Genomic DNA, 13,389 nt, shown 5'->3' on the forward strand with positions numbered 1-13,389 from the left:
GAGGGATAAATTGAAACTTTATCATGACCATTTTCAGAATTACAAAAGATACAATATTCCAAAAGCGCAGCTCATAATAGCTGACATACCTTACAACATTGGAGAAAATGCATATGCAAGTAACCCTCAATGGTATAAAGATGGTGATAATAAAAACGGAGAAAGTGAATACGCAAAGAAACAATTCTTTGATACGGACAGTGATTTTAGAATTTCAGAATTTATGCATTTTGTGAATACCATGTTAAAGAAAGAACCAAAAGAAAAAGGACAAGCAGGTTGCATGATAGTATTTTGTGAATTTGAGCAGCAATTTATGCTAATAGAAAAAGCTAAAGAATATGGGTTTAATCACTATATTAATTTAGTGTTTAGGAAGAATTATTCACCGCAAGTATTAAAAGCAAACATGAAAGTTGTAGGTAATTGTGAGTATGCAGTGCTTTTATATAGAGACAAATTGCCGAAGTTCAACAACAACGGAAAAATGATATTTAATTGTATGGATTACAAAAGAGATACAGAAACACCCAAAATACACCCAACACAGAAAAGTATACATGTAATAAGCAACTTAATAAGTATATTTACAGACATAGGTGATGTAGTAATAGATCCATGTGCAGGTAGTGGAATAACATTATTTGCAGCTGAACAGCTAGGACGTAAATCATATGGATTCGAAATAAAAAAACAATATGTAAGTGACTTTAACGTAAAGTTGGCGAAAAATATTCAACGTTCTTTTTTCAATATGCAATTAGAGAAGATAGAAAACAACAGGAGAATTTCACATAAGGAGGGATAACATGACATATCCAGAAGAACTGATAGAAAAAGTTAAGAACATGTACCTAGCTGAGTACACAACGAGAGAGATATCAAATGAAACAGGGCTAAGTATTCATCATATTTATAAAATCTTAAAGGAGCTGAACTGGAAATGAATGCACCTTGTAAGGACTGTAAGCAAAGAAGATTATATTGTCATAGTCAATGCGAAAAGTATAAAAATTGGAAATATAATTATAAAACAAGTGATAGGGAAGAAAATGTATACACTGATTACGTTGTAGGAGCAGTACAGAGAATGAAAGGAGTAGGGAGATGGGGTTAAACGTATATCAAACGGAGTTGGTACATGGGATTGAAGAAATGGCACTAGAAAGGGGAATGAGCATTAGACAAGCTACTAAAGGAGCTTTAGAACTAGAAGAACTAACGTATAAAAATAAAATTGAAAAAGTTCAAACGGATCTAGCTGCAGCAGAACAAAAACTTGACTATGCATATACAGCTGATGATATAGAAAAAACCGTATTAGATATTTATGGGGCTGAGATGGAATTAGGTATTTTACATGAGAAGTTAGAGCAGATAGGAAGTGATAGAAAATGTTGATAGGGAAAAAGCTATGGAAGAAGTTGTTGAACGGAACATTGTTAAAAACTTACATGATAAGCAGAATATTGAAAGGATAAGGAGTGAAGGTAATTGGGATACCATAAGGGAGACGGATTTGAAGAAATAATTAACTTAGCTAACACAACCTACAAAAGGAAAGGAATAGCATTAGTACAGAAAATAGCAACACCAATGAAGCCAATTAGGCGAGGTAAAAAGATAGTATCAGCATACTATGAGGAAAAAAGCACACTAGACTATATAGGAGTATATGATTCAATACCTATAGCTTTTGATGCAAAAGAAACTAGAGAAGAAACAAGATTTCCACTAAACAATATACAACCACATCAAATTAAGTTCATGAAAGAATGGGATGAATATGGAGGAATAGCATTTTTACTAATTTATTTCACTAAGTTAAATTTGATATATAGGCTTGATTGGACAACACTAGACTGGTACTGGAAACAGTATCAAGAGAATAGGGGCAAAAAAGGATTCGGAAGTATACCAATTAGGGAATTTGAGTGTAATTGCAAACAACTGAAATCTAGAGATGGAATAATATTAGACTATTTAGAAGGATTAAAGGAGGTAATTTAAATGGACAATATGATTAATTTAGAGAAGTTTGCAGGTGGAGCATTAGCAGAGAAATTCAATGTAGGCTTAAAGGAGGTGCTAGAAAACATAGCAGATCCAAACACAGAAGCGACAAAGAAAAGAAAAATGACAGTAGAATTAACATTTGATCCAGACCAGGACAGAGAATTAAGTGTAGTAGGAATAACAGTAAAAACTAAATTAGTACCAAATACACCAGTAGCTACAAAAATAATAATAGATAGAGACGGTAATGGTGGAATAATTGCAAGTGAGTATAAGAACCAACTTAAAGGACAGCAGTATCTTAGAGTAGATGAAGAGACAGGAGAAATATTGTCAGATGATGAGGAAGATGAAGTAGATATTAAAGGAATTAAGCTTATAAAATAATAAAATTTAGGAGGAATGAATTATGTTAAATAAAGAAGCTTTAGAATATTTGGTAGGTTTAGGTTACGAGGAAGATGTTTTAGTGGAAACTGAAAAGGGGTTGTTTTCTAAGACTAAATTAGAAAGAGTAGAACTACCACAAATAGAAACTTTGAAAGTATCTAATTTAACAAGCATTGTAGACTTCATGAAGGCTAACATAGATGGAATTGAAGGGAAATTATTAATCCAAGTCGTAAGTCCTAGAGAAGTAAAAATACTTTCACCTCTAGATACAGATAGAAATAGACAAGAGATATTAAGGGCAGTGGCTATATTGCCTGACAATATAATTTATGACAGATTCATAGATACTGAAAGATTTAATATCATGTTACAATCAGGATTTGCTGATAATGAAGACAAGAAACTATTGTTAAAGTTTACAGGGCTAATAAGGGACGAAGCGGTAAAAGATACAGGGGATGATGGAATATCGCAACAAGCAACAATAAAAACAGGAGTAGCAAGTGTAGCGGATGCAAAAGTACCTAATCCAGCAACATTGGCACCATATAGGACATTCCCAGAAATAGAACAAGTAGAATCTAAGTTTATATTCAGGATGAGAAGTGGTCCAGAAGCGGCATTATTTGAAGCAGATGGTGGAGCGTGGAAAAATTGGGCAATGAGAAGAATTAAGGAACATTTAGTTGAGAATTTAAAGGAAATAGAAAGCAGATACGAGATTATATCTTAATTAAATTGGAGGAATTAAAATGGATGCTGAAACTTTAAGAATGATAACCGAACTAGAAAAAAGAGGTTATAAAGTTATCAAGATATCAAAAGCTATGGAAAAAGACATGGAAGAATGCGAAGAAATGGATTTGGAAGGGAAAAGTAAAGAATGCCTTGGTTGTTCTTGCAGTATATGCTTAATGCAAATTTATTAATTAAATATGAGGGTAGTACAAGCTACCCTCTCCTATAAGGAGGTTTAGAAAAGTGAGAGAGATTAAGTTTAGAGGGAAAAGAGCTGATAATGGTGAGTGGACCTATGGTTATTACTACAAACATAATCCACCTTTACAATGTATAGGAGATTCTAACGAAAAGTCTCAACACTACATTATAAAAACTGGATTCGCTGATTGGAATATGCCAAGACCAGTTGAAATGATATTAATAGATCCAAATACATTAGGTGAGGACACAGGGTTTAAAGATAAAAATGGCAAAGAAATATACGAAGGAGATATTTACAAAGACGAAGAGAATATGCTATGGAAAGTAATCTTTGATGATGGGTGTTTTAAACTAGAAAATATTCATATACCAGGGAGAATGTTTATCACCGAAGACGTAGAAATCATAGACAATATTTATGACAATTCCAAGTTGTTGGAGGTGGAATAAAGAATGTTTGAAACTATAGAATATTGCACAAGGGCGGTTATAAGATATTTGAACGGAGACATGGATCTGTTTAAATCTTACACTAGAAAGGCTATGAAAATATACGAGCAAGAGAAATGTATAGCGGCTATAGGGGAAATGATACCAACTACAACAAAACAAAAACTTTACGAGATGGTGAGCTAGATGAGAAATTGTAAAGATTGTGTATGTATACAGTGTGAAAAAGAATTTGGGATAAATAAAGAAAAATGTATGTGTCATAGGTGCGAAACAGAATTCAGTGGAGATGGCATAGGGTATTGCAAGAAGTATAGAGAAATGTGGGAAGACACGCAATTAAAAATGTTTTAGGAGGAACAGCTATGGAAGACAGAATAGAAATAAGATGCATAGGGTGCGGAAAGTTATTAGGGAAAGTACCAACAAATACAGAAGCAGAAGCAGAAATAGAAATGAAGTGTCCAAAGTGTAAAGAGATCCACGCCTACAGGATAGGGAGGAAAGGAGAATAAAGATGTATTATTTAAGATTACAATCTTATCAGATAAAAAATGCTATAGGCAAGACATTTGAAACAGGAGATAGAGCAATATACAAACACAAGAAATATAATAGATTTTATAGAAATTTTTATCCTATACCAGATAGCACCAGTACAAAGTGAAGATTTAAATGAAATAGGAAAATGGAGCTTTTCTAAAAACTATTGGTTAAATAAAACATGCCCTAATTGTGGGGAATTGATACCAGTAGAATATTAATGTACATTACAAGCAAAATACGCAACAACTAAATAACAAGCTAGAGGCTCTAGAAGTCCAGGGAGATTATTCCTTGGGCTTTTTATTTTAGGAGGGAAGAGAAATGCAATACTTCTCACAGATAAAAGGAATTAGAGAAACAGAAAAAGGAACAGATCTAATAGTTCATGTTCCTGGAGAGCAGATACAGAAAGAAATTGTCAGATATAGAAATGGATCCGTAATAAATAGTGAAATAAGAATAGATGATAACAGAACTATTACAGCGGACCAAAGAAAGAAAATATACGCAACAATAAAAGACATAGCGAACTATCTTGGAGATTGGCCTGAATACTACAAAGAGTTTTTAAAGTTCAATTTCTGTATGGAAAAAGGAATAGATTATTTTTCATTATCAGATTGTAGCATAGAAGTCGCAAGGGATTTTATTACATACCTTATAGACTTTATACTAGCCAATGATATACCACTTACAGACGAAGCACTCAAGAGGACAGATGATATAGACAGATACCTATGGTCATGTATCAAGTACAAAAGATGTGCAATATGCGGAAGAAAAGGAGAAACACATCATTGGGATGCAATAGGCATGGGGAACGATAGGAGAACATTGGACGATAGCTTGAAAAGAAAGATACAACTATGCAGAATTCACCATACAGAGATACGCAAAATAGGGAAGGAAAGCTTTGGGAAAAAATATCACGTTTACGGTGTTATATACAAGGAGGAATGACAGATGAAAATAAAAGATAAATATTACAAAGAAACCGAATACTTATTATACAGCTATAAGATGTTTAAAATATCTATAGAGAATATGAAAAACGAGATAAAATACTTAGAAAATGAAGAAGATGGAATGACAGGAATAAGCTATGATGGTATTAGTACAAGCCCAACTCATAAACTTAGTAGTATAACAGAAGATACAGCACTAGCTAAAAGTGAAAAAATAGATTACTTAGAGCATAGCATTAGAAGAATAGAAAGCACACTAGAAGGAATAGACAGGGCATTAGAAGGATTATCAGATATAGAAAGAGATGTAGTGACAGAAAGATATATAGAAGGCCTTCAATGGTGGCAAGTAGGGTATAAAGTAAAGTATTCAGAAAGACATTGTAAGAGAATAAGGACAGGTGCAATAGAGAAGATGGCAATAGGAATAAATGGAGATAAAGCAATAGGGAAATAATGTCCCGATAATGTCCCCATTTTTGACTTTAGGTGTTATATAATTAGAATTGGAAGAAATCTTAGCTAACAGGTCTTAAAAAATTAAAAAGGATTTATCAAAAAGGCTATTACTATTTTAGATAGAATAGACCTCCTAAGAAGGGCATACCTAAGTGGACTGGGTATGTCCTTTTACATATTTAAAAGGAGGTGAAGGAAATGACCATAGGAGAGATAATAAGATACAAAGATATAAACACATATAGAAAGCTAACAAAGATGTGTAGCAAGAAGATAGACAAGCCAAAGAAGGAAATAGAACTTGGAGATACAGTAGAAAATCTTATGCAGCATGATAGCTATAGGAGAGAAGGAAGAAGATTGAAACAAACCAAGTGGGGATAATGAATTTAGACATATAAAAGCAGCTACCTATAAACCTTGTAAAGTGTTCCGATTTTCACGAAAGGATTAACGATAAGAGCATGTCTAACGGTTAGACCTTTTTAAAAGGCCATTTAGTTTTTCAACTATAGTTAAAATCATATTTATTATAGTTAGAAATTTTATCATTAGACCACCTCTTAATCATTATTAAGGTAGCCGCTAATTTGATTTTATAGCATCAACATATATTAAACAACCAATACTTATCGACATTTATCTAAGTAATTGTGTCGAATAATGTAACACGATTATAACAGGATTTTCTCTTTTCTTGTAGAAGTAGACAAGAGAAGGGAGGGAGTAATGTGGATAAATATATAGTAAGCTTAGAATCAGGCTGGACAGATATTGTAGCAGCAGTTGTAGTTATTTATAGTGCAGTGCTTTCCACTATAACTTTTATAAGACAATGTATGAGAGAAAAACCAATAGGTAAATTAGAATTTGGATTTATAAATATTATAGGAATGATGCAAGGACATAAAATGGTTGAAGAAAATGAATTTGAAATAAATCCGAGCATAACATTTAACAACAAAGGTGTAAATAAAATTAAAGTAACAAATATTGGCATAAAACTTCCAAATGACATGAATATATACTTTTTAAACAAATACGTACAAATGCCTCAAATAGTCGAGCCTGGAAATAGTTTTACTACATGGACTGTTGGAGACAAACTGGTTGAAGAGTTAAGAAAAAATGACTATAATGGCGAGAAAACATTACGTTGCTTTGCTACAGATGCAGTAGGAAATAAATATCATAGTAAAAAATTTAAAATTAATTTAGAACAAAAATTCAGATAAGAGCCATTACCAAGGCTCTTTTTTCATGGGATAAAAGGGGTGACGTAGATGGCTTTAAAGAAAATATGTAGATGCGGGAGAGTAATAGATTACAATCAAACATTTTGCAACGAATGTGAAAAGATATACCAACAAGAGAGAGCTATAGCTAATAAGCACTATGATAAATATATAAGAGACAAGAAGTCCACTGCATTCTATAATAGTCCAGAGTGGAATAAAACAAGAGCATATGTATTAGGAAAGTATAAAGGGTTAGATCTTTATGCTTTTTTTATTTTAAGAGAAATTGTTTATGCTGATACAGTTCACCATATAGAAGAATTGAGGGAGAATTGGAATAAGAGAATAGATATAAATAATTTGTTTCCTTTATCCAGTAGCAATCATAATGTTATACATGCTATGTATGAGAAGGATAAAGAAGGTACACAGAAATTATTATTTAGTTTATTGAAAAGGTGGAGGGAAGAGTATGAATAGGTGGTGTAACTTATGCAACTGTTGGTGCGATGATGTAGAAGAGATAACAGATGGACAACTAGGATGTGATTATGATTGCAGTAATTGTGAAGAGAGTGAGGACATGCAGGAGTAGGGGGAGGTTAATAATTTTTTAGTAAAGATATGAATACCCCATCCCCACTCTCATTTTCATGAAATTCCCGAAATGAAATCTAGGAGGTGAGGAAATGGCAAGACCTTGTAAATCAGTAAACGTTATATCGAAAAATTTAACTAAAGAAGAAAAAGAAATAAGATTAAAGGCGGAGGAAAAACTAAAAGGTGGAGCTGATAAAATTTCCCCTCCAAAGCATTTAACTAAAGAACAGAAGAAAATATTTAGAAGCATAGTTAAGGAATTAAAAGAAAGTGGTATACTAGGCAATCTAGATGTATATATATTGTCAACTTGCGCAGTGGCATTAGATAGAATTAGAACTATCGAAATAATGATAAATGAAAATCCAAAATTAATTTCAGATACAGATTTAAGACTGGCCCTCGATAAATACACTAAGGATTTTTTTAGATGCTGTAATGAGTTGTCGCTCTCTCCACAAAGTAGAGCTAAGTTTGCAAACATTAATATGCAAGCTAAAGAAGAAAAGGAAGATCCACTATTAAGAGTGTTACGTGGTGATAAGTAATGATATTACTAGATGGAGCTATGCAATACGCGCAAGATGTTGTAGAAGGCAAGGAAATCACTACATGGGAAGTAAAAACGCAGTGTAAATGGTTTTTAAATGATTATAACAATAAACAGTACCAAGAAGATTTTAAATTCTACTTTGACGAGGATAAGTTGCAAACAATCAACGATTTGCTAAAACTTATGAATTTTGCTACTGGATTTGTAGCAGGAAAACAAGTATTAGAGCATTTGGCACCGTTCCAATGCTTTTTTATTGCCAATATATTTGGGTGGAGATTCAAAGATAATCCAGATAAGCTTAGATATAATGATGATACTTTATTTATAGCAAGAAAAAATGCCAAGACAGCTATAATAGGCATTGTATTTATATTATTAATGTTAATATCACAACAATATAGTGAGTTTTATAGCATATGCTTAACCAAAGAATTGGCAGCAGAAATAAAGAAAAGTATGGAACAAATAATTAATGCAAGTCCATTGATTAAAAGTAGATTCACAATATCTACTACTAAAACAGGAAGAATCACTTGCAACCTAACCAAATGTTTCTTTGAACCTAGGGTGAGTGAAGCGGGAAAAAACAACTCTATTCGTGCAGAAGCTTTTGTAAGTGATGAGCATGCAAACTTCACAGAGAACAGTAACTTTAGGGCTATGAAATCTGGACAAAAAAACGTATTGAATGGATTAGTATTTAGAACTACTACAGCTTATGCAATAAACAATTCTATCATGGAAGAGGATTTAGATTATATCAGAAAAGTTTACAACGGAGTAATTGATGACGAAAGACAATTCGCTTTAATATATTATGCGGACAAAGAACATCTTTGGGACGATTATGGTATGTATCAAGCCAATCCTCTAAGAATAGAAGAAAATTATAATACAATGAGGGAAGACAGAGCAATAGCAATAGAAAAGCCTAGTGAAAGAGAAGAGTATTTAACCAAAACATGTAACGTATTTGTCCAAGAGAATTCAGAGGAAAAATATTTAGACATAAACGAGTGGAAAAAATGCAATACTGATAAAGTTGATTTTACAGGCAAAGAAGTTGTTGTAGGGGTTGACTTGTCTATTAGTACAGACCTTACAGCAGTTTCAATAATGTATAAAGAAGATGGGAAATATTATTTACATTCTAAAGGATTTCTGCCCTCCGCTACATTAGGTCAGCGCAGAGAAAGAATTGATTATAGGCAATACGAAAGAGAAGGTTATTGTGAGATACATGAAGGTTTTACAATAAACTATACAAAAATAGAGGAGTATATAAGAAACATAGAAGATAAATATAAATGCAAAATAAAATCTATAGTTTCTGACCCTTACAACGCTTTGCAGATGATGGAATCTTTAGCAGAAGATTATGAAGTAATACTTATTAAACAAACTTATACTAACTTATCTCCACCAACAAAAGCTTTTAGAGATGATGTCTATAAAGGAAATATGGTTTACCAAAAAAACAAATTATTAGATTGGTGTGTAAGTTGTGCTACAACTCAAAAAGGTAGATCAGAAGATATTATGTTAAATAAAGAGAATAAAAATAAACAAAGAATTGACTTATTAGTAGCGAGTACATTTTGCTATAGCCAATTATATTTAATTAACAACACTAGCATAGATATAAATAAATATGCTGAATCAGATTTTTTAGACAAGCTTTGGGGGTGATTTTAATACTTAAATACATTGAAGATATTTTCATTATAAGTGGCTTAATTTTAATAGTTATAGCTACTTTTTTATTGTCTAAAATCATAGGAACATATGTCTTGGGAATAGTTTTGTTTGGAATAGGAATATTCCTGTCAAGACATCCTCCAAAGGAGGTGAATAAATGATATTTAGAAGAGGATTTGAAGTAAAAAACGAATCAGACTCAATGGATATAGCTGATGAAAGACTATTGGAATGGCTTGGAATAAAAATAGATGGAGTCAATGTAAGAGGTAAAGATGCTTTAAAAGAAGCTACAGTATTCGCCTGTATAAGGATTTTAAGTGAAGCGGTAGCAAAGTTACCTATAAAGATTTATCAAGACCAAAATGGCATTAAAAAGGCTACTGACCATTATTTATATTCAATATTAAAGATTAGGCCAAATTCTTTCATGAGTTCATTTAACTTCTTTACTTGCTTAGAAGCTCAAAGGAATACTCATGGCAATTCATATGCAAATATCGAATATAACAATAAAGGAAAAATAAAAGCAATATGGCCAATGAAATCAGAGAAGGTAGAAATATGGATTGATGATAAAGGTATTTTAAATACTAGCAATAGATTGTGGTATGTAGTCAATTTAGATAATGGAAAACAAGTCAAATTAAGACCTGAAGAAGTTTTACACTTCAAAGGCTTTACTTTAGATGGAGTAAGCGGAATAACTCCTTTGACATATTTAAGGACATTAGTTCAGAATGGAAAATCATCAGAAGAATATATCAATAAATTCTTTCAAAATGGTATGCAAACTAAAGGCATTGTTCAATATATAGGAGATTTGGACCAAAAAGCAGAGGAGACATTCAGGAATAAGTTTGAGCAAATGAGTAGTGGTCTTAAAAACGCACATAGAATTAGTCTATTGCCTATAGGTTACCAATTTCAGCCTATATCATTAAGTATGGCTGACGCTCAGTTTCTTGAAAATACGGAATTAACTATAAGACAAATAGCTGCCGCATTTGGAATTAAAATGCACCAATTAAACGATTTAGAAAGAGCTACTCACACAAATATTTCTGAACAACAAAGGCAATTCTATATAGACACACTAATGGCAATTCTAACTATGTATGAACAGGAATTGACTTATAAATTACTATTAGACAGTGAATTAAACAAGGGTTATTATTGTAAATTTAACGTAGATGCAATTACTAGAGCAGATATTAAAACAAGATACGAAGCTTATAGAATTGGAGTTCAAGGTGGATTCTTAAAGCCAAATGAAGTAAGGGCTAGAGAAGAAATGGAATCCGCAGAAGGTGGTGACGCATTATTAGTAAATGGAAACATGGTACCTATTACAGAAGCTGGAGCTGCTTATAAAAAGAAAGGTGGTGAGTAAGTGAGTAAAGTATTAGAGTTCAAATCAAAACATAAGACTGGTGGAACTATAGAGATTAAAAATCAAACTGAAGATAAAGCAGAATTATATTTTTATGGTGATATAGTTTCTGACTGGTGGGGAGCTTGGCAGGACGAGGATCAGTATCCAGATGCAATAAAAGATTTTCTCAAAGATGTAGAAGGAAAAGACTTAGATATCTTTATTAATTCAGGTGGCGGTTCTGTATTCGCTGGTCTAGCAATATATAATATGCTAAAAAGACACAAAGGGTACAAGACTGTATATGTAGATGGTATGGCTGCAAGCATAGCTAGTGTGATTGCATTAGCTGGAGATAAAGTTGTTATACCTTCCAATGCTTTTATGATGATTCATAAACCATGGCAATATTTGTGGGGAGGATATAACGCAGATGAATTTAGAAAAATGGCAAAAGATCTAGACGATATTGAAAAAGGTATAATAAATGTTTACAAAGAAAATCTCAAAGAAGGCATAGATGTTGAAACTATACAAGAATTAGTCAATGAAGAAACATGGCTAAATGGAGAAGAAGCGGCTGAATATTTTAATATTGAAGTAGGGGAAGAAAATAAAGTCGCAGCTTGTACATCAGATTGTTTCAATAGTTACAAAAATATACCTGAAGAACTTTTAGATAAACCCAGCAACAATAATAAAGATTTAGAAAAGAAATTAGACCACATCATCAACAAAATAAACAAACTAGAAAAAAAAGAACACAAAAACGAACCAAAAAGCAACGAAAACGAACCTAAAAATGAAGAAATAGAAAAATTAAAAGAGAAACTATCATTCAAGAATAAAGGAATAGATAGTTTTTTATTTTGTCAAAAACAAGGAGGAAAGAATAATGAGTAAAGAATTAAGGGAACTTTTAAATCAATTAGATTTAAAAAACAAAGAAATGGGCGAACTTCTCAATAAAGAAGGAGTTACTAAGGAAGAATTAGAGAACATTTCTAATGAAATTGATGTATTGCAAGCTAAAATAGAAGCACAAAAGAAGAAAGATGATATTGACAATAGTCTTAGTGATGGTGAAGGTACTAAAATACCTACAAATGAAGAAAACGAAGTGGTTTATAATGGGGCTTTGTTTACTAGAGCAATAGCAAACTCTATATTAAGACAAAGAAATATGCCTGGGCTTGAATTTACTCCAGAAGAACAAAACAAAATAACTGAGCATATAGGAGAAGATGGAGGGTATGCAGTTCCAGAAGATATCTCGGTTAAAATTAATAAAAGATTGAAAGATGCAACGGATTTACAAAACTTAGTTGATAGTGAAAGAGTTTATACTAGAAAAGGACAAAGAACATATGAAAAGAGAGCAGACCAAACCGCATTAGTAAACTTAGATGAGTATGGATCTATTGAAGAAACCGATCATCCTAAACTAGAAAGATTATCTTTCAACCTTCATGATTTTGCTGGAATAGTAACTATACCAAACGATTTACTTCAATTTGCTACAAGTGAATTAGAAAACTATATTATAGATTGGTTAGTAGACAAAGTAAGATTTACTAGAAACATAAAAATATTATATGGCACTGGTGAATCTACAGACTTACAAGGAATAATGACATCTAAAAAATATAAAAGTTTAACATTGCCTGAAGCAGCTACTATGAAAGACTTTAAGAAATTAAAGAATGTAGATTTGCTAAATGTATTTAAACCAACAGCTAAATGGATTGTTAATCAAGATGGTTTTAACTATTTAGATTCATTAGAGGACAAGCAAGGTAGACCATACTTACAACCTAATCCAAAAGATGCAACACAATATGTATTTTTAGGGTTGCCAGTTGTAGAATTACCTAACACTGTATTAAAAACTACTGAAACCGATATACCTATAATTTTAGGAGATTTAAAAGAAGCCTATAAATACTTCTATGATGATGATTATCAACTGTTGACTACAAACATTGGAGCTGGAGCATTTGAAACAAACACTACTAAAACTAGACTTATCACTAAATTAGACGGAACTGAAAAAGATAAAGATGCTATATTGATAGCTAAAATACCAATAGCAGCAGTTCCACAGGCATAAGAGAGGGATAAACCCTCTCTCTTAAATAATAAAGAGAGGAT

At 32.2% G+C, this 13,389-nt stretch carries 25 protein-coding genes; all 25 read left to right on the forward strand.

Features of this window, described 5'->3' with window-relative positions; all coding sequences use genetic code 11:
• The first annotated feature begins 10 nt into the window (after window positions 1-10).
• The 25 genes from BQ9840_RS10230 (at window position 11) to BQ9840_RS10310 (ending at window position 13,348) form a co-directional block, all read left to right on the forward strand.
• Entirely contained in the window at window positions 11-808 is a 798-nt protein-coding gene (locus BQ9840_RS10230; protein ID WP_077369689.1) for a site-specific DNA-methyltransferase, read from the forward strand.
• Window position 809: 1 nt separating this feature from the next.
• Entirely contained in the window at window positions 810-947 is a 138-nt protein-coding gene (locus tag BQ9840_RS12565) for a hypothetical protein (protein WP_159436144.1), read from the forward strand.
• Window positions 944-1,117, forward strand: a complete 174-nt coding sequence (locus tag BQ9840_RS12570; protein WP_159436145.1) for a hypothetical protein — start codon at window positions 944-946, stop codon at window positions 1,115-1,117. The genes BQ9840_RS12565 and BQ9840_RS12570 overlap by 4 nt, the downstream gene beginning before the upstream one ends.
• The gene (locus tag BQ9840_RS10235) at window positions 1,108-1,401 is read left to right on the forward strand and encodes a hypothetical protein (RefSeq protein WP_077369690.1); all 294 of its coding nucleotides are present in this window, start codon (window positions 1,108-1,110) and stop codon (window positions 1,399-1,401) included. Before BQ9840_RS12570 ends, BQ9840_RS10235 begins: the two co-directional genes overlap by 10 nt.
• The gene (locus BQ9840_RS12575) at window positions 1,385-1,531 is read left to right on the forward strand and encodes a hypothetical protein (RefSeq protein WP_159436146.1); all 147 of its coding nucleotides are present in this window, start codon (window positions 1,385-1,387) and stop codon (window positions 1,529-1,531) included. The genes BQ9840_RS10235 and BQ9840_RS12575 overlap by 17 nt, the downstream gene beginning before the upstream one ends.
• A complete protein-coding gene (locus tag BQ9840_RS10240; protein WP_077369691.1) occupies window positions 1,495-2,010 on the forward strand; it encodes a Holliday junction resolvase RecU in 516 nt (171 codons plus the stop codon). The genes BQ9840_RS12575 and BQ9840_RS10240 overlap by 37 nt, the downstream gene beginning before the upstream one ends.
• On the forward strand, window positions 2,011-2,403 hold the full coding sequence (locus BQ9840_RS10245; RefSeq protein WP_077369692.1) for a replication terminator protein: 393 nt from the start codon (window positions 2,011-2,013) through the stop codon (window positions 2,401-2,403).
• Window positions 2,404-2,425: 22 nt separating this feature from the next.
• Window positions 2,426-3,142 carry a hypothetical protein gene (locus BQ9840_RS10250; RefSeq protein ID WP_077369693.1) on the forward strand — a complete coding sequence of 239 codons (717 nt, stop codon included), beginning with the start codon at window positions 2,426-2,428 and terminating at the stop codon, window positions 3,140-3,142.
• Window positions 3,143-3,161: 19 nt separating this feature from the next.
• The gene (locus tag BQ9840_RS12580) at window positions 3,162-3,338 is read left to right on the forward strand and encodes a hypothetical protein (RefSeq protein ID WP_159436147.1); all 177 of its coding nucleotides are present in this window, start codon (window positions 3,162-3,164) and stop codon (window positions 3,336-3,338) included.
• A gap of 52 nt (window positions 3,339-3,390) precedes the next feature.
• Window positions 3,391-3,801: a YopX family protein gene (locus tag BQ9840_RS10255; protein WP_159436148.1), complete on the forward strand. Its 411-nt coding sequence runs from the start codon at window positions 3,391-3,393 to the stop codon at window positions 3,799-3,801.
• Window positions 3,802-3,804: 3 nt separating this feature from the next.
• Window positions 3,805-3,987: a hypothetical protein gene (locus tag BQ9840_RS10260; protein ID WP_077369695.1), complete on the forward strand. Its 183-nt coding sequence runs from the start codon at window positions 3,805-3,807 to the stop codon at window positions 3,985-3,987.
• The gene (locus BQ9840_RS12585) at window positions 3,988-4,155 is read left to right on the forward strand and encodes a hypothetical protein (RefSeq protein WP_159436149.1); all 168 of its coding nucleotides are present in this window, start codon (window positions 3,988-3,990) and stop codon (window positions 4,153-4,155) included.
• 11 nt (window positions 4,156-4,166) lie between these two features.
• Window positions 4,167-4,316 (forward strand): hypothetical protein, encoded by a 150-nt coding sequence (locus BQ9840_RS12590; RefSeq protein WP_159436150.1) that lies wholly within the window; start codon window positions 4,167-4,169, stop codon window positions 4,314-4,316.
• 2 nt (window positions 4,317-4,318) lie between these two features.
• Complete coding sequence (locus tag BQ9840_RS12595; protein ID WP_159436151.1) at window positions 4,319-4,468, forward strand: hypothetical protein; 150 nt, start codon at window positions 4,319-4,321, stop codon at window positions 4,466-4,468.
• 200 nt (window positions 4,469-4,668) lie between these two features.
• On the forward strand, window positions 4,669-5,307 hold the full coding sequence (locus BQ9840_RS10265) for a putative HNHc nuclease (RefSeq protein ID WP_077369696.1): 639 nt from the start codon (window positions 4,669-4,671) through the stop codon (window positions 5,305-5,307).
• A 3-nt stretch (window positions 5,308-5,310) separates the two neighbouring features.
• The gene (locus BQ9840_RS10270; protein ID WP_077369697.1) at window positions 5,311-5,769 is read left to right on the forward strand and encodes a hypothetical protein; all 459 of its coding nucleotides are present in this window, start codon (window positions 5,311-5,313) and stop codon (window positions 5,767-5,769) included.
• A gap of 200 nt (window positions 5,770-5,969) precedes the next feature.
• Window positions 5,970-6,155 (forward strand): hypothetical protein, encoded by a 186-nt coding sequence (locus BQ9840_RS10275; protein ID WP_077369698.1) that lies wholly within the window; start codon window positions 5,970-5,972, stop codon window positions 6,153-6,155.
• Window positions 6,156-6,502: 347 nt separating this feature from the next.
• Window positions 6,503-7,006, forward strand: a complete 504-nt coding sequence (locus BQ9840_RS10280) for a hypothetical protein (RefSeq protein ID WP_077369699.1) — start codon at window positions 6,503-6,505, stop codon at window positions 7,004-7,006.
• A 48-nt stretch (window positions 7,007-7,054) separates the two neighbouring features.
• Complete coding sequence (locus BQ9840_RS10285; RefSeq protein WP_097677482.1) at window positions 7,055-7,489, forward strand: hypothetical protein; 435 nt, start codon at window positions 7,055-7,057, stop codon at window positions 7,487-7,489.
• Window positions 7,482-7,604 (forward strand): hypothetical protein, encoded by a 123-nt coding sequence (locus BQ9840_RS12965; RefSeq protein ID WP_255371031.1) that lies wholly within the window; start codon window positions 7,482-7,484, stop codon window positions 7,602-7,604. The genes BQ9840_RS10285 and BQ9840_RS12965 overlap by 8 nt, the downstream gene beginning before the upstream one ends.
• 94 nt (window positions 7,605-7,698) lie before the next feature.
• On the forward strand, window positions 7,699-8,157 hold the full coding sequence (locus BQ9840_RS10290; protein WP_077369700.1) for a phage terminase small subunit P27 family: 459 nt from the start codon (window positions 7,699-7,701) through the stop codon (window positions 8,155-8,157).
• On the forward strand, window positions 8,157-9,854 hold the full coding sequence (locus BQ9840_RS10295; RefSeq protein ID WP_077369701.1) for a terminase large subunit: 1,698 nt from the start codon (window positions 8,157-8,159) through the stop codon (window positions 9,852-9,854). The genes BQ9840_RS10290 and BQ9840_RS10295 overlap by 1 nt, the downstream gene beginning before the upstream one ends.
• 166 nt (window positions 9,855-10,020) lie before the next feature.
• Window positions 10,021-11,256: a phage portal protein gene (locus tag BQ9840_RS10300; protein ID WP_077369702.1), complete on the forward strand. Its 1,236-nt coding sequence runs from the start codon at window positions 10,021-10,023 to the stop codon at window positions 11,254-11,256.
• Window positions 11,257-12,141: a head maturation protease, ClpP-related gene (locus BQ9840_RS10305; protein ID WP_077369703.1), complete on the forward strand. Its 885-nt coding sequence runs from the start codon at window positions 11,257-11,259 to the stop codon at window positions 12,139-12,141.
• Window positions 12,134-13,348, forward strand: coding sequence for a phage major capsid protein (locus BQ9840_RS10310; RefSeq protein WP_077369704.1), 1,215 nt, complete (start codon window positions 12,134-12,136; stop codon window positions 13,346-13,348). The genes BQ9840_RS10305 and BQ9840_RS10310 overlap by 8 nt, the downstream gene beginning before the upstream one ends.
• Window positions 13,349-13,389: the final 41 nt, after the last annotated feature.

Origin of the sequence: Anaerosalibacter sp. Marseille-P3206 (assembly GCF_900155565.1) — a bacterium.
Lineage (GTDB): Bacteria > Bacillota > Clostridia > Tissierellales > Sporanaerobacteraceae > FUHM01.